At 53.7% G+C, this 22450-nt stretch carries 15 protein-coding genes; 7 read left to right on the top strand and 8 right to left on the bottom strand.

The genetic code is table 11. From position 1 onward, the window contains the following. The first annotated feature begins 347 nt into the window (after positions 1-347). Positions 348-1760 (top strand): sulfatase, encoded by a 1413-nt coding sequence (locus SH528x_RS22075; RefSeq protein WP_442505619.1) that lies wholly within the window; start codon positions 348-350, stop codon positions 1758-1760. Between the two features lie 215 nt (positions 1761-1975). Then, positions 1976-3439 carry a sulfatase family protein gene (locus SH528x_RS22070; RefSeq protein ID WP_442505618.1) on the top strand — a complete coding sequence of 488 codons (1464 nt, stop codon included), beginning with the start codon at positions 1976-1978 and terminating at the stop codon, positions 3437-3439. Positions 3440-4478: 1039 nt separating this feature from the next. On the opposite strand, the gene SH528x_RS22065 is transcribed toward SH528x_RS22070, so the two are convergent. From SH528x_RS22065 to SH528x_RS22050, 4 genes are all read right to left on the bottom strand, one after another. Further along, positions 4479-7964 (bottom strand): tetratricopeptide repeat protein, encoded by a 3486-nt coding sequence (locus SH528x_RS22065; protein WP_442505617.1) that lies wholly within the window; start codon positions 7962-7964, stop codon positions 4479-4481. A 112-nt stretch (positions 7965-8076) separates the two neighbouring features. Further along, entirely contained in the window at positions 8077-9861 is a 1785-nt protein-coding gene (locus SH528x_RS22060) for an Hsp70 family protein (protein ID WP_442505616.1), read from the bottom strand. 316 nt (positions 9862-10177) lie between these two features. Then, entirely contained in the window at positions 10178-10723 is a 546-nt protein-coding gene (locus SH528x_RS22055) for a DUF2760 domain-containing protein (RefSeq protein WP_442505615.1), read from the bottom strand. Positions 10724-10790: 67 nt separating this feature from the next. Continuing rightward, positions 10791-12158, bottom strand: coding sequence for a leucine-rich repeat domain-containing protein (locus tag SH528x_RS22050; protein WP_442505614.1), 1368 nt, complete (start codon positions 12156-12158; stop codon positions 10791-10793). Positions 12159-12492: 334 nt separating this feature from the next. Between SH528x_RS22050 and SH528x_RS22045 the strand changes: the two genes are divergently transcribed. Together SH528x_RS22045 and SH528x_RS22040 are read left to right on the top strand one after the other, a co-directional pair. After that, positions 12493-13926, top strand: a complete 1434-nt coding sequence (locus tag SH528x_RS22045) for a Gfo/Idh/MocA family protein (protein WP_442505613.1) — start codon at positions 12493-12495, stop codon at positions 13924-13926. Positions 13927-14197: 271 nt separating this feature from the next. Then, positions 14198-15058 carry an NAD(P)-dependent methylenetetrahydromethanopterin dehydrogenase gene (locus SH528x_RS22040; protein WP_442505612.1) on the top strand — a complete coding sequence of 287 codons (861 nt, stop codon included), beginning with the start codon at positions 14198-14200 and terminating at the stop codon, positions 15056-15058. A gap of 219 nt (positions 15059-15277) precedes the next feature. Here the strand turns inward: SH528x_RS22040 and SH528x_RS22035 are convergent, their stop codons facing one another. Both SH528x_RS22035 and SH528x_RS22030 read right to left on the bottom strand, forming a co-directional pair. Continuing rightward, the gene (locus tag SH528x_RS22035; protein WP_442505611.1) at positions 15278-15805 is read right to left on the bottom strand and encodes a hypothetical protein; all 528 of its coding nucleotides are present in this window, start codon (positions 15803-15805) and stop codon (positions 15278-15280) included. 188 nt (positions 15806-15993) lie between these two features. After that, complete coding sequence (locus SH528x_RS22030; RefSeq protein WP_442505610.1) at positions 15994-17088, bottom strand: linear amide C-N hydrolase; 1095 nt, start codon at positions 17086-17088, stop codon at positions 15994-15996. An 83-nt stretch (positions 17089-17171) separates the two neighbouring features. Here SH528x_RS22030 and SH528x_RS22025 point away from each other — a divergent pair, with 83 nt between their 5' ends. Beyond that, positions 17172-17714, top strand: a complete 543-nt coding sequence (locus SH528x_RS22025; RefSeq protein WP_442505609.1) for a cell division protein FtsH — start codon at positions 17172-17174, stop codon at positions 17712-17714. 307 nt (positions 17715-18021) lie between these two features. Then, positions 18022-20193 (top strand): Tex family protein, encoded by a 2172-nt coding sequence (locus SH528x_RS22020; protein WP_442505608.1) that lies wholly within the window; start codon positions 18022-18024, stop codon positions 20191-20193. Between the two features lie 404 nt (positions 20194-20597). Here SH528x_RS22020 and SH528x_RS22015 read toward each other — a convergent pair whose 3' ends face one another. After that, complete coding sequence (locus tag SH528x_RS22015; RefSeq protein WP_442505607.1) at positions 20598-20906, bottom strand: DUF167 domain-containing protein; 309 nt, start codon at positions 20904-20906, stop codon at positions 20598-20600. A 34-nt stretch (positions 20907-20940) separates the two neighbouring features. Next, a complete protein-coding gene (locus SH528x_RS22010; RefSeq protein WP_442505606.1) occupies positions 20941-21519 on the bottom strand; it encodes an anthranilate synthase component II in 579 nt (192 codons plus the stop codon). 372 nt (positions 21520-21891) lie between these two features. Here SH528x_RS22010 and SH528x_RS22005 point away from each other — a divergent pair, with 372 nt between their 5' ends. Beyond that, positions 21892-22440, top strand: coding sequence for a DUF2617 family protein (locus tag SH528x_RS22005; RefSeq protein ID WP_442505605.1), 549 nt, complete (start codon positions 21892-21894; stop codon positions 22438-22440). The last annotated feature ends 10 nt before the right edge of the window (positions 22441-22450 follow it).

The following is a 22450-nucleotide window of genomic DNA, read 5'->3' as shown; positions in this document are numbered from 1 at the left end:
GTGGCTACAATGGACCCGTGAATCAGTGTTTTTATCATCGGAACCTTCCTGTTGGCTTGGTGCAACTTCCGCATGCAGATTTGTCCCCGTCATGGCGGTGATTGTAGTAGATTGTAACGTGTATGATGGTAGACCATCCCGGTCGAATTGCGACACAACGCCGCATGACTCCGTAAAATGACAAGAGAAAATGGCGTGAAACGCACGCGATTGCCTCCCGGGCGTATTGAAAAATCACCTACTGTCCCGACAGCCTTGCAACGATCAGTCGAGTGACGCTCGTTGACCCTGACCCGCTAAACTTGCTCCCCTCCCCCGACTTCCGACCTATAACAACAACCGTTTTTATGAGCTTGCGAATCCTTTTTTTGTTTTGCGTAACCGTTGCCACCGTCCCGGCGTTTGCGGACGAGAAGCCGAATGTACTGCTGATTTCGATTGACGACCTCAATGATTGGGTCGGATGCCTGGGGGGACACCCGCAAGCCAAGACGCCCAATATCGACCGGCTAGCGGGGATAGGAACGCTCTTTGAAAACGCTCATTGTCAGTCTCCTGTCTGCAATCCGTCACGCGCGAGCATGATGACAGGGCGGTATCCGCATACGACCGGCATTTACTTTTTGTCGCCAGACCTGAAGCAGGCTCCGGCGCTCGAGGGTGTCAAGACGATGCCAGAGGTGTTTGCCGAGAATGGTTACAAGACGATGGCCTCGGGAAAACTTTTTCACACAGGCGACAAACGTTTTTTTCAGGAGTACCAGCCTTCCGGCGGATTTGGACCGAGACCCGAGAAAAAGATTTCTCAGCCGCACGGGCATCCGCTCTGGGACTGGGGCGTCTACCCGGAAGACGACGATCAAATGCCCGACATGAAAGCGGCCAAATGGGCAGTCAAGCAGCTGAAATCAAAACACGACAAGCCATTTTTCATGGGCGTGGGATTCTATCGGCCTCACGTGCCAATGTACGTCCCTCAAAAATGGTTCGACATGCACCCTCGTGCGAAGATCAAACTACCATTGGTTCGAGATGATGACCGTAACGATCTCAGCCAGTATGCAATTGACTTGACCAATTTGATGCATGTCTCGCCGACTCACGAGTGGGTTACCGGGGCTGGACAATGGGAACACGCGGTTCAGTCTTATTTGGCTTCGGTGAGCTTCGCTGATCATTGCTTGGGAATAGTTATAGACGCACTCCAGTCGAGCGAGTACGCAAAGAACACTATCGTCGTGCTGTTCTCGGACCATGGTTTCCATCTCGGCGAGAAACAGCGATGGGCGAAACGTTCGCTGTGGGAAGATGGAACACGCGTGCCAATTGTGATTTCCGCACCGGGATTCAAAGCGAACCAAAACACTGCTCAACCGGCTGAGTTGTTGGATATCTTCCCTACATTGTTAGATCTAACCGGATTGCCCGCTGATGCGACCCAGGAAGGTCAAAGTCTCGTTCCGCTGCTAAAGAATCCGAAGCAAGATTGGAAGCATCCTGCGATCACCAGTTTTGGACTTGGTAATTTCGCGATCCGATCGGCACGCTATCGCTTCATCGAGTATCACGACGGCTCGCGTGAACTGTACGACTTGCGCAAGGATCCACACGAGTGGACAAACTTGGCGTCCAACCCCGAGTATGCAGACATTATTACTGAGCACGCTGCATTTCTGCCTACCAACCAGCATCCCGTGTTGCCTGGTGACTCAACCGGACACCAAGCTTACGCGGCTGCAAATGAAAAAATCGCGAAGTAGGCCTCGTGTTGTCATACCACCGTGACGCGATTCGCAACCGGAGCGTCTACTTTGGGACAAATCCAATGCGACAGCTCCAAACGTGTACGCATCGCCGCGCACACCGAATATCATAAACCGCAATTCGCGGTGAAGATCCTTTCGATTCGCCCGTTAACATAGATGTCCGATGGAGTGGTTTTGCGCCACGCCCGATCTCGAACCGTTGCAATAATATGAATCTACGAGCTCTCGTTGTTTGCCTGTTCCTTGTCCATGTGAATGTTTGCTCAGCCGAAATTCGCAACGTGGTGTTCATCCTCAGTGATGATCACCGCTACGATTTTATGGGTTTTATGGACGAGGCTCCTGATTTTCTGGAGACTCCGAATCTGGATCGGATGGCCAGCGGAGGCGTTCACGTTCGCAACGCATTTGTCACCACGTCGCTTTGCTCGCCCAGTCGTGCTTCGATTTTGACGGGCCGTTACATGCACGCACACCGCGTCGTTGACAACCAACGTCCTGTACCGGCGGGAACACGATACTTTCCTGAATACTTGCAAAATGCCGGAGTGAAAACCGCGTTTGTGGGCAAGTGGCATATGGGCCACGACAGCGATGAGCGAAGACCTGGCTTTGACCACTGGGTTAGTTTCAAAGGCCAGGGCGAATACTTTGATCCCGAATTAAACATCAATGGCGAGCGACGTCAGTTTAAAGGTTACAACGCCGACATCTTGACCGATCAAGCAATCGGGTGGATCGACGCTCAAGCAAGCGATGAGCAACAAAAACCTTTCTTTTTGTACTTGTCCTACAAGGCCGTGCACTATCCGTTTAAGCCGGCACCGCGGCACCAGGGCCGATACGCGGAAAGCAAAATCGTTTATCCCGAGACGATGGCAAACAGCGAAGAGAACTATCAAACACAATCACGTTGGATTCGCGATCGTCGCTACAGCATTCACGGGATCGACCACATGGAGACAGGAGCGTTTGATAACGACCCGGTTCCATCGTTTGACGCACTGTATCGCGACTATTGCGAGACGGTGCATAGTGTTGACGAAAACATTGGCCGTGTATTGGACAAGCTAAAAGCCGCCGGGCAACTCGAATCGACGCTCGTGTTGTACATGGGAGACAACGGATTCGCGCTGGGCGAGCACGGATTCTACGACAAACGTGATGCGTTTGAAGAATCGATTCGAGTCCCGATGCTTGCGTATGCTCCGACAAATCTGCCCGCCGGAAGTACAATCGATCCGATGATCCAAAACATCGACGTGGCGTCGACAGCTTTGGATGCGATGAAGGTTGATTTCCCGACAGACGCCGAAGTGGACGGCAAGTCATTTTTGCCATTGTTGAAAGGCGAAAACGTTACGTGGCGAGACCACGTTCTGTACGAGTACCACTGGGAATGGAATTTCCCAGCGACACCAACACTGTTCGCCATTCGTGACGAACGATTCAAGTTCGTCTACTACCACGGCGTCTGGGATCAAAATGGATTTTACGATTTGCAGACCGATCCCCATGAACGACACAACCTGATCGACGTGCCCAGCTATCGTGACCAGGTCGAGCGAATGAGTAAACAAATGTTCGACGAATTGTCCGAGATGGGGGGACTCAACGTTCCCGTCCGTCCACCGGAAGGCGAACGATTGGGATCCAGGAAGCTACCCCGCTAACCCGCTCCGCCCCCGTAGCGAAACTCGCCAAGAGTTTCGTCGGACATCTCGTAGCGGAACAATATGAGTCATTTCACATAGTGATCTGAGCCGACGGCGTTAGCCGCGGGCATGTTTCCTGCAATATTGACGCTCCCCGCGGCTAGCGCCGTCGGCTCACAAAAGGATCGACGTTTCACCGGTATTTACTTAACGACCTGTTTAGCGGCGCGAATCGGCCGGACAGAATTGAAGGTTTCATACGCCACACTGCAACTAAAGTAGATGTCACTGACCCGTCACCTCATGCGAAACAAGCAGAACCAAGAAATGCACGCGAGGACTGGCAAGGTCTTGAAAATAAGACACGGAGTGATGAGTGCTCGGCGGGGAGCCCGGTACAGACTGGTTCGGTGTGCTTGCATGTGCCAGGCAATAGCGGATGGTAGACAGGAAAATTAATGCGACAGAGAGATTGGAAAGACGGAGAAGCGAGTGCCCTATTTTCCTGTCTTCATATTTCTGTCAAACATTTTCCTGTTTGTAATTGATTATCAGGCGACGTAGCGTGTTATTGAGCTCACGGTCGTCAATTCACGTCGTCGGTTGGACAGTGCGTCGATAGCTGCCGCCGCTCCTGCAGCCATGGATCGTCGTTGTTAGCCGCCGCTCACTGAATGATACGCTTGTCCCGTCCCAGCTTCATTCGTCTGTCCCTCATTCGTCTGTCCTTCTCTTTTTTTACAGCCTGATCCCACAGCATCATTTTTGGGTGATTAGTGCAGGAAGAAGTTCAAACCATCGTTTCCTATCTTCTAACCTCCCATTTTATAACCTTTCCTCGTCAGTGTCCGGCCGATTGATAATCGCAGGAAGCCGGAAATCGATTCCGGCGGGTGACAGCTAACGAAGCGACGCTGTTCGTTACTGAGTGACGCGTTCCGCAGATCGAGGCACTCGGCAGACAGAAAGATTGGAATGACGGAAAAGAAACACCGTTCGACTCTCCCCAAGTCGCGAGTGGAATTTTGATAGGCCAACGCACGACGGTCCGTCTCACCTAGTTGGACTTGGTCTTCGGCAACGACAAATTGCTTGGGCCGCAGGTGTAGGTGAAGCCGGCTTTTACGAATGGCAATAGGACGCTATCACGAGCGGGCGACACGTAGATGTCATATTCCTCCGCGTCCACTTTGCTGATCGTGCAGGAAATCGTTTCACGAACTCCGTTCGCATTGATTGCCAATACCGCATCGAGGTTCTCGCCGGCATCCTGCAGGTGCTGGTCCCATTCGTTGATTCCGACGTATTCGTACTCTGTGTCCGCATCCTCAAGCGGGACTTCCACTAGCGGACGCGTTTGTGTGGCGAGTTGCACCGGAACGCGATCGGACCACGTCAATTGGGCTGCCAGTTGGGGGCCTGACCAGATCTCGTTGCCACCGGACCAAGTGAACGCAAGTGTGTCGTCACCCGCTTGCTCGGACGCGACCGCAAATAAACGTTGCGTGGAATTCGGTTTGTCGTCCATGATGGAAAACTTGATCCGCGTTACCGGCGTACTCAATCGTTCGCCAAGCCAATCCGATAGGTTGTCTGTTCTGTATTGCCGTTCACTCGAACTAACCAAGATGCGTTGGCCGGCAACCGATTGAAACAACCATGCCTGCTCGGCAATTTGGCTGGGGTTACTTTCCTCATCCACCACTGCCTTGGCGGTAAACGATTCACCCAGGGCTGCTTCGAGTACCTCCGCAACTCGTTGTTGATCAATCGGCTCCGAGGCCTTACTCAACAGCTCGCCAGCAGAATCGACCGTGATGTAGGGTATTCGGATTGGAAACTGACCAATCAACTTGGCAAACTCGGGCGAATCCGCATGTGAGCTTAATCCATCCGTGAGAGATTGTCGTTGCAGCCAATCGGTTGCTTTTGCCTTGTCGACCGCAGCGAGATGATCTAGCAACGATGTAAAATTGCCGGTTGCGATGTCAACGATGGCTTCATCAGCGACCTCGCTATCGGGAATCGGGTTTGCCGAAACCCATTGCCTGGCTTCGTCAACCTGTCCTGCACGGACCATGACACCGACCACCGCCTCGATGCCTCGGGGCAGGCTCCATGAATCAGCACTCGAGGTCCGCACATTCTGTTTGTAGGCCTCAATCGCATCTAGCAATTGGTTCTTGCTTGCGTAATAGTCTCCGGCCGCAAATTGCAAAGCGGCATAGTTCTCATCCGTATCGTGCGGCAATTGTTCGGCGCGGCGAATCCAAGCAGCAAACTCGTCGTCGTCACACACGCGGATGGATTCACGAACGGCGGCGTTTACCAAGACATTAAGATCCACATTATCGTCGAAATCGAGGTCACTGATTTCGTCGTCGGTCGCAACATAGTTTCCTAAAACCAAATCTCGTGCGAATCGACGGATTAGTTCGTCGATGAAGTAGCTTTCATCCTCCTCGTAAACCGACGATGCCAATTCAATGGCCTCGCGATGATACGTCGCGGCTTGCTCCGTCTCTTTTTCGCTCATTGCCTGATCGGCTTGCAGCCGCAGTCGTTGGATCCGAACCGAGTCGGAAGTAGTTGCGGCCGTGGATTCAATAAAGCGATCTAGTTGTGTCGCATTTGCTTGCAGTTGCAGGAAACTGCCGACTTGGTAATGCTTGCCAGCATCCTCGGGCCATCGTTCGATGATCTCCAACGGCCGACCAAGTTCTAGCAGGGAATCAACCAGATAATCGGCGGTCACGGCGTCTAGCCATGTGTCATCGTCGAGCCCTTCAGTCTCATCCAGTTCGTCACCAGGCTCCGACTCCACGGAGCCACGCCATGCGAGGAAATCATCGAACGACGCCACTGCTTGTTCATAGTCAACGTTGGTGTAATGTGCCCAGCCGGTGAGTGCGTTGGACCAACCGTTTTCGCTAGCCGAGGTGTGAGACTGCAAAGCAGCCAGCAATTTTTCAAGATCACAGTACAACGAATCATCGTAAGCCCGCAGCACGAGACTGCGTAACAGTGAATCGCCAGGGGGCGATTCAGCAAAAAGTTTCTCGAAGTCATCATCTTGCAATCGCACATCGAGATGGTTTTCCGTCGCAATCGTCTTGATGTACTCCAATTCCGCCACCGATTGGCTTTTCAGGAAATGACCTGCGGCCTCATCGAATTGATCGCTGCTCCAGGCCAGATTCCCTAAGGCGATTTCGAGTAACCCCGCGGGCAAGTCATCTCGCTGCTTGAGCTCGTCGACAACGGCTTTCGGGAATTCCGAAGATTCGCGAAAGGTTTGCGACAGCAACTGGGTCCATTGATATTCCTCGTCATTTTCGGCGATGATATCGACGAGTTGAGGGACGTCTTGCGGACGCCCTTGGGTGATCGCGTTGTAAAAAATTACCGAGTCTAGGGGACAGATGCGAAGTGCTTTTATCGCCGCGTCCGACGCCTTGTCGTTTTGATCCAGCTCGTCATAAATCAAAGACGCGATCCAAAATCCGTTCGGATGATTCGGCGATTGTTTCTGAGCATTGTTGGCCGCCTGCAGCGCGAGTTTGTGTTCCTCGAGGTTGTAATAACAGACCGCTAACGAGGGCCAGACTCCCCACAGCGAATCGGGATTTTCGACCGCCTTTAACACCCGCACCGCTTCATCGTATTGTTCGAGACGCATCCAGGTGTAGGCGGCTTGCAACTGTAGCACCGGACGGTCTTGCGGAAGCATCGGCTTCGCTTCGGCTGCGCGAATAATTTGCTTCGCTCGATCCGGCTCGCCTTCGTACCATGCGATCTCCGCCTCGCTTAACTCTGTCAACGCGTTGTCGTAACCCTCGTCCAGCGGTGACTCGCCGTGCAGATACGAAGCGTACTCATCGGAAAGTCGCCGACCAAACTCGAGTCGCTGCCAATCGTAGAATTTCCATTGGCCGCCTTCATGAACCAAGAACCACTGTAACGATTCCGCTTGGTCAGAATCGGAATAGGCGAGCAAGTCGACCACCGCCAATTTTCCGGTCGAGTCAAGGCGAACGTCGAGGACGCGCAATTCACCGGAGATGCCATCAGGATTGGGCTGATATTCCGCTAGCCAAGTTCGCAGCGCCAAGCGATCCATGATGCTGAGCGAACCCCCACTATGGTCACTCATCGCAACCGCTTCGATAAACAGCGTCAAACTAAACCGGACGTCATCTCCGTTTTCGAGCTTGTCGCTGCTGTCATCGATAAACTGCTGAATCGCCGGGTCGATGGAAGGTGTTGATTGCGACTGTTTTTCGTCGAGCAGCCGATCAAGGGACCGATTGAAATCAGCGGTGTCACGTGCAAACGAATCTTCACGCGGCGCAAGTTCGACCTCCGGTGCCGGACGTGCAATTCGCTGCATCGCGACAAAGGCGATCGTGCCGATGCCCGCACAAAACAACGCAATTCCCGCCATGATGATCGCGACAATGATCAACACACGCTTGGTCGACGTCGGTGCGGGATGGGATTGAGGGTGCGGGTATTGTTCCGAAAAAGGATTCGATTGAGACACGTCCGTTATCCGTTGCGAATGATGACTCCCGGGACTCGACGAGCGAGGTCGCTAGCAGGACCGACCCCCAGGTGGCAATCATCTTAACCGCAAACCGCGTCTCACCCAATTCTTATTTGGCCGATTCACGAGCGTTGAATTCCATCTTCCATTTTTCGTCGCCTCGCGTGCTGTGGCACCACAATTCGAACATCCCAAGTTCCGTGATACGGCTGGCGAATTTTACCGGAATAAAGGCTTCGCCCGATGTCGATTCGGACGTCAGATGTACCGTGATCGGTTCAATCTCAACGACCTCATCTTGGCTCCAGCGATCGAGTTTTGATCCCGCACTGTCTTCCGAGCGGACCGCGGAACTGAAGAAACGGAATTGGGCAGGTTTTCCGACCACGATACCGACTTCGTCGCTAGGGACTTCCGTCTCGGTGCCCTCTTCCATCCCACGAGCGGCAACGCACAACGCACGCAGCGGTCGAGGGACCCCAGGAATCGCCAGTCCGGCGGTTTCGATTCCGACGTAGTACGAGCGGGCCGTCCCGCCGCGGATGCGAATTCCGCCACTCTGTTTGCTGAATCCGTAATAGGCGGCCCCCATCGCGACGGATGTATCCAAATCGTCGAGCCCGCCAAGCACCACGGGATCGTGATCATACCAGCCGTTGATCGTGTCGAGCATCCGAGTGCGGAGCGTTTCGCTGCGGAAGACGCCGCCGTTAAACAACACATGCGTTGGCGTGACGCTCGCCGCAGCATCGTCACCGGATTGATCAGCCAAAAAGGCGGCAACATGCTTAGTGACCGCCGCATCGGCTTCGTAAGGCAACCCGATGTCCTGGAAGCCAGAGGCCGCGTTATGTTCGGGACGCGACGAGGCGTCACATTTCGGGAAGAAGCCTTCGACGATCAATTGCTGTGTTTCCGACTTGCCAATCTCGGCAGAAATCGTGCCGCCGATCAGCGAACTGCCGCGTCCCAGTACCGAGACGGTTTGCTGTTCAGGGCCATCGACCGACAGCAGTTGTTCTTTGGCATCACGACATGCATGCCAAAGTGCCACGCTTTGCCACGGATCCAATTCGTGGCTTGATTCAGCAAACTTTGTGCTGGCGAAGTGGGCGAGTGCCAAGTCCATATTGTCACCGCCCAGCAGCAAGTGATTTCCCACAGCAAGACGCTCGAGGTTCAATTCGCCATCTTTCTGTGACACCGATACCAGGGTCAAGTCGGTTGTTCCACCACCGACGTCGACGACCAACATCACATCGTCGGCACGAAGCGATTGTCGCCAATCGTCACCTTTGGCCGACAACCAACGGTACACGGCGGCTTGCGGTTCTTCGAGCAACACGAATGTTTCGGGCAGTCCGGCTGCGACCGCGGCTTGCCGTGTCAATTCACGTGCCGCCGGTGCAAACGATGCAGGGACGGTCAACACCACTTGCTGCTCTCGCAGCGGAGCGTCGTCGTGTTGTTCATTCCAAGCGGCGACCAGATGCGACAAGAATCGAACAGTGCATTCGTAAGCCGACACCTTGTTGACTTCCGGTGGTGATTGCCAAGGCAGCACCGCATCGGTGCGTCCGACACTGCTGTGGCAGAGCCAGCTCTTGGCGGCAACGACGACGCGTTGCGGATTGTCGGCGGCTTGAGATCGTGCGTAAGCTCCGACAACGCCGCCAGCGGGATCCGGGTTGTAAGCGGTTCGTAACGACTCGACTTCCGATTCTCGCGGAAGGTACAAGAACGAAGGGAGTGAATCGCGGGCCTCGATTTGTCCCGGTTGGATCAGCTGCGGAATCTTCATCAGTTGAAGATCGTCCGGGGCGTCAAGCGGGCAAAACGCCACCACCGAGTTGGTAGTGCCGAGGTCGATTCCGATACTGTAACGGGCGTTCATGATGGAAAAGTCAGTTGAGTCAATCGAGAGAGAAGTCGAGGAGGATGGATCCTCGCATGGTATTGTCGTCACCAATTGGACCGCTGAAAACGTGGCCTTTCGTCGAAGCGGCGCAGATGCCCATTAGTACGCGATTGTGACCCGATCTCGGCCTCTATCGGGCAACGCCTACGAGCCAAGTGCTTTATCAAGCTTTGATTTTCCGGTAGCGAAATTCGCCAAGCGTTTTGGTCGCCCCCCGTAAGCCGCTGAAAAAGGAGGCGGGAGCCTCGAAAGCAGTGCGTTACCAGGCAGGAGCCAGGGAACGAGCGGTTTTCTATCGCTGGACTTGTGCCGGTGCGATCACGTTTGCATCACGCTCGCTGCCGCTGTATTTGGGCAATTCCACCTTGGTGGCTTGCCAACCTTGATGAATCAGCTTTCCCGAGGTCGACGAACCTTCGCCGATCCACTGATAGCGTTCGGGCGAGCCATCCTCACCGACTTCGAGTTGCGATCCTTCGCCGACATCGCTGACCGGGGCGAGATCAAAGAATCTTGCCAACGTCGATGCACACTGCTGTAAACAGGGTCGAGCGGCGGCACCGACTTGCGCATCGGCAAATTTGGTCAGGTCTTCTTGGATCAGATCAACGAAGCGGGCCTCGCGTTGCAGAGCGGACAATAGCGTGATCGCATCGCTTCGCACCGGCTTGGTCACAACCGGTTTGCTCGGCGCAGTCGGCTTTGGTTCCGCCTTGGGCAGCAATTTCGGCTCCGCTTCCTGCGATGTTTCAGGCTGCAGTGCCTGACGAATCCGCTCGGAAGCTTGTTTATTGAAAAGTGCTGCTGAAAACGCTCGAAAGGCGATTCCTAAGCCCATCCTGATGTCCCTAAAAATATGGCCGTACAAAGGTATCGTGATGACAGACTAGAAGCCTATCCCGGTGTTACTCGTTTTCGCTCTCAGCGACTTTTAGGTTTTTGTATTTCTCGTTTAACTCTTCGACCAACAAGAAGCCGATGTCTGTGTTCGCGACATTGATGTATTTCAATTTAGGCAGCGATGCAAGTTTGCTGAACCCTTCGTCGGTGAACCTTGTACCGGCGACATTCAGACGTTCAATGTTTTGCAATTTCATCAATGTGTCAACGGATTCGTCACTGACCTTGGTCGACATCAAATTCAACTCAGTCAAATTGGTCAATTTGCCGTAGGTGTTCAGCGCTTCGTCGTCGGTCTTTGTTTCCCACAGCCCGAGGTAGGTCAGCTTGGTCAAGTCAGCGATGGTTTGTAGGCCTTCAGAGCTGACCAATCGACATTCGCTGATATCGAGGAACTTGACGTTAGGCAATTCACTGATGATTTTCATCCCTTCATCATCAAGCGAGGTATCGCGCAGTTCCAATCGTTCGAGCGTCTTCAATCCGGCAATCGACTTGAGCCCCTCGCCGGTAACATCGGAACCACGAATGCGCAGCCGCTTTAATTTGGAAAGTCCTTCGAGAGCCGGCATCCCTTCGTCGTCAATCTTGGTGTAATCGAGTTGAATGGATTCGAGTGATTTCATTTTTCCGAGCACTTCGAGCGACTTGTTACTGATCGAGGTGCAGTAGTTGGCATTGAATGATTTCAGAGAAAGTCCATCGAGTTTAGCGATGCCATCATCGGTCACTTTCGATTTTTCAAGTTGAATATCGGCTAGCGATTTGATCTTCGCCAACGAGTCAAGTCCCGCGTCCGCGATGTTGGTGTTACGTAAATCGATCGCTCGCAGCTTTTTAAGCGACGCCAAACTTTCGAGTCCAGCGTCGGTCACTCCGGTACGACGCAGAAACAACGCCTCGAGGTTGGCGAGCTTGCCAACGGATTGCAGTGTGATGTCGCTGATCGCCGAATCGGTCAGCGTTAATCGCTTGAGCTTGCTGAGTGACTCGATCGCCGACATTCCTTCATCGTCAACGCCGGGACCGTTGAAAGTGGCCACTTCGACGTTGGGAAGGCCTTTCAAATGCTTTAGCGACTCAGCGATACTGACGTCGCTTGAGACCGAAAGCTCGACCACGTTACCCGCTTTGTTTTTCTCGAGCACAAACCCGGCCTCGTTCAACGCCGCGACGTCGTCGGCATTGTCGGCCACGACAGGGGCCGCTTTAGGCTGTGCAACTGCCGCCGAATCGCCTGGCTTTGAAGCCTGATTCACTCCATCAGATTCCGACCGAGAGCACCCGCTAAGCACTGAAAACGCCAGCGTCATGCTGAGGGTCCCCGCAACGATTGGACGAAAACGACGGTCGGAGGAGTGTTTTTGGGTCATGGAAGCTGTTTGGGCTGAGGGATGAACGGGTGGGGGCGCCATTTTATCTAAAAGGCAAGATGTCGAAAGGGAGCGGGATTGTCCAGGAACAAGCGTATAACCGGCGACCACGGCGAGCGACGTGTCCTCTGACAAAAAACGTTATATTCGTTCTTTTTTTGCTCGAGAAAATGCTAAAGCGTGGGACTCTTTGTGGCAATCATATTGAGTCGGCTTAAAATGCTACAATGCAGATCGTTGCCGCCTCGATACTCCCTTGTTATGGTATTTGGGCGGTTTCAACCCCCATTCACTCAACCTACCCAATCCTGTAATTCCCTCCCAAGGACCTTTGATGAGTAAGAAAACAACACGTCGAAATTTCATTGGCCAAAGTGCCGCATTTACTGCGGGCGTTGGTTTCTGGTCGGGCACTTCGCTAATTAGCCACGGCAAGGACTCGGCACTGCAAGGACTTTCGGCGGCCTGTATCGGCGTCGGCGGCAAAGGCGGCAGCGACACCAGCCACATCGGCGAACAAGGCGTTAACATCGTCGGTCTGTGCGATGTCGATGGCGGCACGCTGACAAAGAAGGGACGTGAATTCAAAGACGCGGAACAGTTCACCGACTTTCGCGAAATGCTCGACACGCTTGGCGACAAAGTCGACATTGTCACCGTCAGCACCCCTGACCATACGCACGCCGCCGCTGCGGTTCGTGCCATGCAGATGGGCAAGCACGTTTACTGCCAAAAGCCATTGACATGGTCGATCAGCGAAGCTCGTTTGATGCGTGAAACCGCTGCGGAGATGGGCGTGGTTACTCAGATGGGCAACCAAGGCACCTCGGCCGACGGCATGCGAGAAGCCGTCGAAGTCATTCGCAGTGGCGTGATCGGTGACGTCACCGAAATCCACATCTGGTCCAACCGTCCCGTATGGCCACAAGGCAAGGGACGTCCGGCTGGCGAAGATCCAATTCCAGAGGACTTGAACTGGGAAGCTTGGATCGGCCCAGCACCGATGCGTCCGTTCAAGAAAGGCGAATACCACTCGTTTAATTGGCGTGGTTGGGTCGACTTCGGTACCGGAGCTCTCGGCGATATGGCTTGTCACACCACCAACTTGTCGGTGATGGCACTGAATTTGTGGGATCCCGTTGCCGTGACCGCGGTCAAGAACCCCGGTATCTTCGAAGGCGAAACTTTCCCCGCCAGCTCGTCGTTGATGTTCGAGTTCCCCAAGCGTGATGGACTTGCCGCTTGTAAATTCCACTGGTACGACGGTGGTGAATTGCCATCGGACGACATCATCAAGCAACTGCCTGAGTCGTTCCAGAAAAAGATTGCCGACCAACGCTCCGGTGGTGGAAAAACCAGTGGTGCCGTTTTGGTCGGAACCAAGGGCGTCCTGTTCTCACCCGATGACTACGGTGCACAGTACATCCTGTTGCCACGTGGTGAGTTCGTTGACTTCAAACCACCAGCACAATCGTTGCCACGTATTCCCTACAAGGGCGGTGGCGATGAGCGTCAAAAATGGGAGTTTGTGCAATCGGTCAAAGGCGACTACGAGCCAGGCACGATGGCGAACTTCGATTACGCAGGCCGCTTGACCGAAACCATCTTGGTCGGCAACCTCGCACTACGCGCCGGCGAAGGCAAGCGAATCGAATGGGATGCGAAGACCATGCGAAGCACCAACGTTCCCGAAGTCAACCAATTCGTGCAACGCGAATATCGCAAGGGCTGGGAAATCCCCAAGGTCGCAGCGAACGCATCGCGCTAACGCAATGCGTTGACTGAATCAACTTAAAACCGCACAGGCCATCAAAAGCCTGTGCGGTTTTTTCGTTTTAATGTGGGATAGGCTTCCAGCCTGTCATCAGCCCTCCTCATCGTGAAGTTCGCCAAGAGTTTCGGCATCTCCGAAAGTCTCTGCGACTTTCGCTACGACTATTTTCCACCTGGACGATTGGACTGGTTGCCCAACACTGCGGCGAACGATTCTAATTGCGACGACGCAAATACGCCCCACACTGCTCACCCCCAAGTCCTTCATGTCTCGTAAGATTTTGATACAACTCGACACTGATTCTCACGCCAGCACGTTTGATAGTGTGGTTGCGTATGATTCCGGAATCGATGCGTTACTGAGCCATGCCGAGGTAACGTCTGATAACGTGACGCCCTTGGTTCACGGAGCGATGTTTACTCGCGGCGGCGATAATTTGAAGAACACGGCGATATTTATTGGAGGATCGAATGTTCGAAACGCTGAAACGCTGCTTAAGCAAGTGACGGAGTGCTTTTTCGGCCCTGTTCGCAATTCGGTCATGCTCGACGCTAATGGGTGCAACACCACGGCGGCAGCGGCTGTGGTCTACGCGGGACGCGAAGTCGATTTGGCAGACGCGACGGCGGTTGTGATGGGTGCAACCGGGCCAGTGGGCGAGCGAGTCGCTCGTTTGCTGGCGGCCGATGGAGCCAATGTGATTGTTACCAGCCGATCGCTGGATCGGGCAAACGAAGTCGCCAACGCGATCGGAGAGCCAACCAAAGGCGGCTCGATCACCGGAGCCTCCGCGAATGGTCCCGACGATGTCAAAGCACTACTTGCCGACGCGAAAATCCTGATTGCGTGTGGGGCCGCGGGCGTCCAGCTCGTGAACGAAGCGACCTTGAAAAGCAGCTCGTCATTAAAGGTGGCGATCGATCTGAATGCCGTGCCGCCCGCTGGTATCGAAGGCATCGGCGTGACTGACAAAAGCAAATCGATCGGCGATTTGAAAGTCTACGGCGCGATCGGTGTCGGCGGATTGAAGATGAAAACGCATCGGGCAGCGATCGCGTCGCTGTTTGAAACCAACGACCGAGTGCTCGATTACCGCGAAATCTACGCAATCGCCAAAACCATGTAGTAGCGGAACGCGTCAACGGGCTGTTGATTTAGTGAGCCGTGACGCGTGAGCGGCCGGGTTCCACACACTACCCGGTGCCTTACGGCCCACGGCTCACCAATGCGATTCGCATTTCGATTTAATCAACAGCCCGTCAAGAGTTTCGGCGAGTCACGGCCACGGACGAAACTCTTGCTGAGTCTCGCTACGCGCTATGGGTTCCGGGCAACCTCCTACAGGTTACTTTCGTCTTAATCTCGAACGCTCCTGCTCGTAACGCCGCTTGGCTTGCTTGTACTCGCTCGCTTTTTTGTTGGCGTGGATCGCGCTAAAAATTCCAACGGCGATGAACACAAAGCCGAACAATGGGAATATCGAGGCCAATCCCGACGGACCATGTGACGTAATGGAGAATGCCATTGCCGTCCAAAATCCTCCGAACACGATTGCGATGATTCCCCCGACCACCGCGCCACCTTCAGTTGGCAAATGTGAGTTTCCATTTTTGCCAGTAATCATAAAATTTCTGCGTTTCGTTTCCCATCGTCGATCCAGATTCGCAATCTCTTGATTTTTCGTCAACTGACTGACTTGGTCGCTCAGTGATTGCGTTGTTTCGGTTAGCTTGTCTACGGCCTCGGTAAAGGTCACGTCACGCTCGCGACGCACTGCCAGCTGAGCACCGCAGTGATTGCACTTTACGAACCGGGCTGACTCTGGCACCTGCATCGGTGCCCCGCACGAATTGCAAGTTAAGCTTTCCAACATTTACCTTCCTCTATCGCAGCGGACGTAAGACTTTCGATGGGTAGAACAAAGTAGCAGCTCCGTGATGCCATGGCTTAATATCGAAGGCATGAATGTTGCCACAACGAGGCGCAAAATTGGAGGAAAAACCCAAAAAAACAAAATGCCGTGTTGTTACTCGCCCAGAATCCTCTTGTATTCCGCTGACCTTACTCACCGACGGCAGCAGATTCGCCTACCACGCTCAGTGTGGCGGGGTAGGTTAGCACAAGCTGCTTGACGGCGGTTCGCACGAAACTGTTTGGCATCGTTCGGTCGAAGGCAAAATTGACGATTCTCTCGTTATCGCTCGCTTCATATTTTTTCAAATGCGGCATCAAATCACCAGCGACATTTTTGTTCACATCGACGGTCAACGCATCGCTGGCGGGATCAAAATCGAGATCGTCGAGGTCAAGCGTGCGAACATTTTTCGCCACGCGAGTTGAGAAGGAGATTCGCTTCTCGGCCGGTTCGTAAACGATACTCCACTGAGTCAAACCGGGTTGATCCACCTTCGATAGCGATTGGCGAGCATATTCAATCGAGTCTGCTGGCGCGACATCCACGTTCGCCAACCGAACCTGGCACACCGCCTGGTAGTAACGACGCTCGCTATTGTCACGCCACTGTTGATTGTGAAACGCCTCTCGCGAGGCGGTGCAGGTTGAATTCGCCAGTGCACAATCTTGAATCTCTTTACCACGATGCACGTTGGCTTTGCCGTCCAAAAACTCGATCGTGGCAACATCCCCGGATGCATCCGTGACAAAGTAGTGAACCCGCTCGATGCTGGGGACCATCGGTGTCGGGTAAATCTTATCTAGACTGGCGATCACGTCCGATACGTTCGCTGCGGTATCGAGTTGATATTGCACCCACTGGACCACATTCACTGAATGTTTGCCAGCTTCGATCACCGGAAACTCCGCTTGATTCAGTTGCAGCAGATCGACGGTCAGTCCTTTTTCGTTCATTCCGGCAAACGGTATCTCGCGTCCGAATTGCACGAAAGACACACTGCCGTGAGTGGACACCCATTTGGCAGGCTGGACCGGAGAGATTGCCCGCTTTTGGATTCCTCGTGGGTTCACGACCAATAAGCCTTCGCCAAAACCCCAATCATGGTTGCGAGCGACGACGATGCGGCCATCGAATGAAAATCGCATCACCGTACATGCATCGGCAACGCTTCCTCGGCCCTGCCAGGGCGTGCAGACGAAAGCGGCGAACAAGATCCAAATTCGAATGTTCCGTGATTTCATCGCCAGGACCTGATTGCGGTGGGAGAAAGGAAGATGCGCGTAACGCCGTTTGTTTGAGACATTATGTCCGATACACTTAAGGAATGAAACATGAACCACAGCCGATTGAAAAATCGGATCAGGAACCCACGCCCAGCCCGAACCCCGCGTTGGTCGCGACGGCCTATCACGAAGCGGGGCATGCCGTAATGGCACTGTCGCTGGGTCGGCCGATCGATAAAGTGACGATTTCGCCGCGGCGACTGCAAGTCGAGGGAGTGCGGTTGGGGGCCTGTAAAATCCAGAAAGGGCGGACCAAGTCGAGCCGAGATTGGCTCGAGGACGAAGTGTTGATCCTGTTTGCGGGAATGGTCGCTGAAGCGATGATCACTGGCGAATATTGCGAATCGGGTGCGTCTCAGGACCTGCGTACTGCTCGGCGGTTGCTGCACACTCGTCCTGGAACGCCGCAGCAAATGGAGCGAATTGAACGCCGATTGGTTGACAAAACCGCCCACATTCTCCGTGACGAGGGTCACGAGAAAGCGATCATGCTGATTGCGGAAGAACTATTATCGAAAACGACGATCAGCGGCCGCGCCGTACGGCATTTTTTTAATATGGCCATCAAGCAGCATGACAAATAGCAAGACGTACTAGTGTTTTGTCCAGTCTTACAATTGGGGTTTCTATTGTAGTGGAGCTTGCTAAAGCTCCCTGTTTCACGGTTGTGGAAGGATCTTTAGCAAGATCCACTACCTCAAAAAACAAAGACTGACGAAGCACTACGTAACGGGAGTCGTCAAGACTTTCGAGTGTTTTTGAGCCGCTCGCTCCTGGGCGATACAGGCGGCGAAGTTGCTTTCAAAGATGCTAATGACATTGAAGTGGCGGCTAGCTAAAATCCGCCGCCCTGCTGACAAAAATCGACAAAACAATTCATTGAGAAACCCGATGGCTACGAAAACGGAAAACGTGTTTGATATCGATGCTGCGACCAAAACGATCGCAAAAGAGCTGTCTTTGCCACTAAAACAGGTTCAATCGGCGGTCGAACTGCTCGATGCTGGCAATACGATTCCGTTTATTGCCCGTTATCGGAAAGAGGCCACCGGCGGGCTCGATGAAATCGCCCTTCGCACGATCGAAGATGCTTTGGAAAAAGCGATGGCACTTTCGGCACGAAAAGTCACCGTGCTTAAAACAATCGACGAGCAAGGGTTGCTGACCGCTGCACTTCGCAAACAGATCGAAGATTGCAGCGACATGCAGACGCTCGAAGCGATCTATTTGCCTTACAAACCGAAACGGCGTACCCGAGCAACGATAGCGCGGGAACGTGGCCTTGGTCCGTTGGCCGATCTGCTGCTCAGCCAAGTTAAGCTTGGCAAATCGAAAGACGATGTTTTGAAGGCGTTCGTCAATTCCGCCAAAGAGGTCCCCGATACTGACACCGCACTGAAAGGAGCGCTGGATATCGTCGCCGAGCAATGGTCCGAGGACGCCGACACGCGGACTTGGATGACAAAACAAGCCTTCTCGCAAGGACGGATCACTTCCTCGATCAAGCGAGGCAAAAAGGATCAAGCCGAGAAGTTCGAGCTTTACACCGACCACAACGAATCGGCTGCGAAGATCCCCGGGCACCGCTTGTTAGCGATGATGCGAGGTGAATCCGAAGGGGTGCTGAAAGTCGGTATCAAGCTCGAAGATTCGCAAGTGCTCGCCGAACTGAAGCCAAAACTCGTTCCCAATCGTGATTTCGAATTTCGCAACGAGTTGCTTGACACGGTGGACGATTGTTACCAGCGTCTGCTGATGCCCGCCACTGAATCGACCGTGATGCAAACGCTAAAGGAAAAAGCGGATGAAGAAGCGATCGCAGTGTTTGGAAAAAATTTGCGAGAGTTGCTGATGAGTGCACCAGCCGGTCCGCGTGTGACGATTGGCATTGACCCCGGTTTTCGTACTGGTTGCAAAGTCGCCGTGGTGGACGGAACAGGCAAATTCCTGACCAACATTACCATTTACCCCACGCCGCCCAAAAGTGACACGGCGACCGCTGGTAAAGCGTTGTTGGCATTAATCCAAAAGTACAACGTCGAGTTGATTGCGATCGGTAATGGGACGGCGTCACGGGAAACCGACAGCTTCGTCGGGGATCTGATTCGCCAACACAAACTTGACGTCACCAAAGTGATGGTCAGCGAATCGGGGGCATCAATCTACTCGGCAAGCGAATTGGCATCGAAGGAATTCCCCGATTTGGACATCACGGTGCGAGGTGCGATCAGTATCGCTCGCCGTTTGCAAGATCCGCTTGCCGAATTGGTGAAATCGGATCCAAAATCGATCGGCGTTGGGCAGTATCAACACGACGTCAATCAAACGCAGCTTCGCAAGTGCCTCGATCGAACGGTCGAATCGTGTGTAAACAGCGTCGGCGTGGACTTGAACATGGCGAGCGTTCCGCTGCTTTCGTACGTTGCGGGAATTGGCCCCAAGTTAGCCGAGAACATTGTCGAATATCGCAACGCGAATGGTCGCTTTGGGAATCGCAAACAGTTGAGCAAAGTGCCGAAATTGGGCAAAAAGGCGTTTGAGCAAGCGGCGGGATTCCTCCGTATTCGCGGGGGCGACGAACCGCTGGACAATTCCGCTGTGCATCCAGAAAGCTATGTGTTGGTCAGCCAGATGGCAAAGAAATTGGGGACTGATTCTCGGGCGCTGGTCGGCAATGCAACACTGAGCCAGAAATTAAAGCCAAACGAGTTTGTGGACGAGCAATTTGGTTTGCCAACGGTGGCGGATATTATCTCCGAGTTGGCGAAGCCCGGACGTGACCCCCGCAGCGAATTCCGCGCGGTAAAATTCGATGACAGCGTGAACTGCATGGAGGATCTGAAGCCCGGCATGATACTCGAAGGGGTGATCACTAACGTCACTCACTTTGGCGCCTTCGTCGACATCGGGGTGCATCAGGATGGGCTGATCCACATTTCACAACTCGCCAACACGTTTGTGCAAGATCCAAACGAAGTCGTGGCGGTAGGCGATGTGACCAAAGTGAAAGTGCTAGAGATCGACCTGCCACGCAAACGCATCTCGGTGACACGCAAGTTTTAGGCGGTTAATTTGCGACAGCGTAGCGTTCAGCGATCGCTTAACCGATCTTTATGAAACTGCTGATTTCATAGGCCGCTTTGGCCAACGCTGTGAAGCATTTCGTAGCGAAACTCGCCAAGAGTTTCGGCCGGGGAAAGTATCAAGTCACCTCTCCCGAGCTTCAGCTTGGGAGAGGTCGAACGGGCCCTTTAGGCCTCGTTCGGGTGAGGGCCGACCGCGCAACTGAGCTTGCAGCAGGTCTTTGGCTTGCTCGGTCGGCCCTCACCCGAGCATCGCTGAAGGCTCTGCTCGACCTCTCCCAAACTACGTTTGGGAGAGGTGACAGGAAATCTTCGTTACCGAAACCCCACTACTGGAGCCACCGTTCGCTCCAGACTCGCTAACACCCCCGCACCGCACTCTTTTTACGCGGATCCATCGCGTAGCAGCGGATCGAGTATCTTGCGCACTTCGGATTCGCTGACTCCGGCGATTGACAAGGTTTTGCGTCGCGAGGTGGCTCCGCGAACGACTTCCACATTCGACTTGGCCATGCCAAAGATCGCTGCGATCGATTTTTCGACCGCCTTGTTCGCTTTCCCTTTATCAGCCGGTGCGGTGACCGAGATGCGGAGCGCGGCATCGTGGCAACCTCCGATCGAGGCCTGTTTTGCTTTGGGCGTGACATGCACATCGATCGTGCATCGATCATCGTGTTGTTTGATGACGATCACGGCGAATCCTCCCTCGCATGACTTGGCGATCGAATTACCATGCCAAGAATCGCTTGAGCAGTTCGATGCCTGGCTGCGTTAGAAAACTTTCGGGGTGAAACTGCCACCCTTCGAGTTTGTATTCCTTGTGACGCACGCCCATGATTTGCCGCTTGCCTCCGGTGTCAGTCCATGCACCGGCGATCAGTTCGTCGGGCAAACTTGATGGCTCGATTACCAAGCTGTGGTAACGAGTCGCAACGAAAGGATTGTCCAAACCTTTGAAAAGGCCTTTATCGTCGTGATAGATCTTGTCGGTTTTGCCGTGCATCAACTCCGGGGCACGCACAATCTCGCCGCCATACGCTTGACCAATCGATTGATGACCGAGACAGACGCCGAGTAGCGGAACTTTGCCAGCGAATTGCTTGACGCACTCGACGCTGACGCCAGCTTCGTTGGGCGTGCATGGTCCTGGCGAAATCAGGACCCGCGATGGCGACAAATCTTGTAGTTGTTCAATCGTCAGCTCGTCATTGCGAAAGACGCGAACATCGATCGTGGCATCGATCTCACCGAGCCTCTGGACCAGGTTGTAAGTGAACGAATCGTAATTGTCGATGACGATGACCATGGTACAGACAACACTTGATGCAAGAATGAAGGGGCAAATTTTGAGGACGTTGAGATTTCAGCGATGCCAAAATGTCAATGGGAAATTAGGGCTCGAAACAAAAAGAATATTCTTTGTTGTCATCCGCGTAAACGCTCTTTGGTTGGAAACACTCCACAGCGTATAATGGGCATGACACGACAACGCTGGGCGAGTGGAAATACGGCGAAACGCGATTCACACGTATCGACAGACGTTAGTGGCATAAGACCGAGCAGAGCGAAACCGGCGATATCTTAGTGAAAAAAGTTTTCATTGAGTATCAATGACCTCGAACATTCAGTCTTGACAACAAATTTATTTACTCGCGCTCTTCTTCATAGATAAATTCCCATGCTTTCGGTTCGCCCCAAAGTCGCCGAGTTGGCGTTTCACGTTTTTAGTCGCTCACTGCATCCCGAGCTCTACGCACTGCATCAACGACGCCGTGTCGAACGCACGGACTACGAGGTCCAAGTCGACATCACCAATTGTGGCCACGTCGTCACGTGGCGAGGTGCGGGGATGACGATTTGTGAAGTCGCCACCAGTGCCCAACAACCACTCCCAAAACGTCGCTGCCTGCTTTCACGCCCCCTCAAAGGGAGTCGCACCGAGCGAGCAGAGTGCCGTGGGGGTGTCCTATACAAGACGCACTTCCAATTGGAGCCTGTGGAACCCGACATGTTTTGGATGGTTCAACAACAATTGGGCACCGGGCAAACTGAAGGGCTGCTGCACCGTTTTGACGCCAGCGGCCGGATGGCACTCGGCGCCCTGAGCTACGTCAACGTGGAAACGCGTCGCAAGAGTGTGCTGATTCAAGCCATCCACACCTTCCCTGACGATTATGCTATCGTCAAAGTCGAATCGCTCTTTTCGATCGGCGATAGCTCCAAGTAACGAGTCGGCA

It is taken from the genome of Novipirellula methanifontis, from assembly GCF_052161655.1.
Taxonomy (GTDB): Bacteria; Planctomycetota; Planctomycetia; order Pirellulales; family Pirellulaceae; genus Novipirellula.
This window is presented reverse-complemented; position numbering and strand designations above follow the sequence as displayed.

Coding starts and splice junctions, on each gene's coding strand:
- SH528x_RS22075 (WP_442505619.1), top strand. CDS start 348: ATGAGCTTGCGAATCCTTTTTTTGTTTTGCGTAACCGTTGCCACCGTC.
- SH528x_RS22070 (WP_442505618.1), top strand. CDS start 1,976: ATGAATCTACGAGCTCTCGTTGTTTGCCTGTTCCTTGTCCATGTGAAT.
- SH528x_RS22060 (WP_442505616.1), bottom strand. CDS start 9,861: ATGAACGCCCGTTACAGTATCGGAATCGACCTCGGCACTACCAACTCG.
- SH528x_RS22055 (WP_442505615.1), bottom strand. CDS start 10,723: ATGGGCTTAGGAATCGCCTTTCGAGCGTTTTCAGCAGCACTTTTCAAT.
- SH528x_RS22050 (WP_442505614.1), bottom strand. CDS start 12,158: ATGACCCAAAAACACTCCTCCGACCGTCGTTTTCGTCCAATCGTTGCG.
- SH528x_RS22045 (WP_442505613.1), top strand. CDS start 12,493: ATGAGTAAGAAAACAACACGTCGAAATTTCATTGGCCAAAGTGCCGCA.
- SH528x_RS22040 (WP_442505612.1), top strand. CDS start 14,198: ATGTCTCGTAAGATTTTGATACAACTCGACACTGATTCTCACGCCAGC.
- SH528x_RS22035 (WP_442505611.1), bottom strand. CDS start 15,805: ATGTTGGAAAGCTTAACTTGCAATTCGTGCGGGGCACCGATGCAGGTG.
- SH528x_RS22030 (WP_442505610.1), bottom strand. CDS start 17,088: ATGAAATCACGGAACATTCGAATTTGGATCTTGTTCGCCGCTTTCGTC.
- SH528x_RS22025 (WP_442505609.1), top strand. CDS start 17,172: ATGAAACATGAACCACAGCCGATTGAAAAATCGGATCAGGAACCCACG.
- SH528x_RS22020 (WP_442505608.1), top strand. CDS start 18,022: ATGGCTACGAAAACGGAAAACGTGTTTGATATCGATGCTGCGACCAAA.
- SH528x_RS22010 (WP_442505606.1), bottom strand. CDS start 21,519: ATGGTCATCGTCATCGACAATTACGATTCGTTCACTTACAACCTGGTC.
- SH528x_RS22005 (WP_442505605.1), top strand. CDS start 21,892: ATGCTTTCGGTTCGCCCCAAAGTCGCCGAGTTGGCGTTTCACGTTTTT.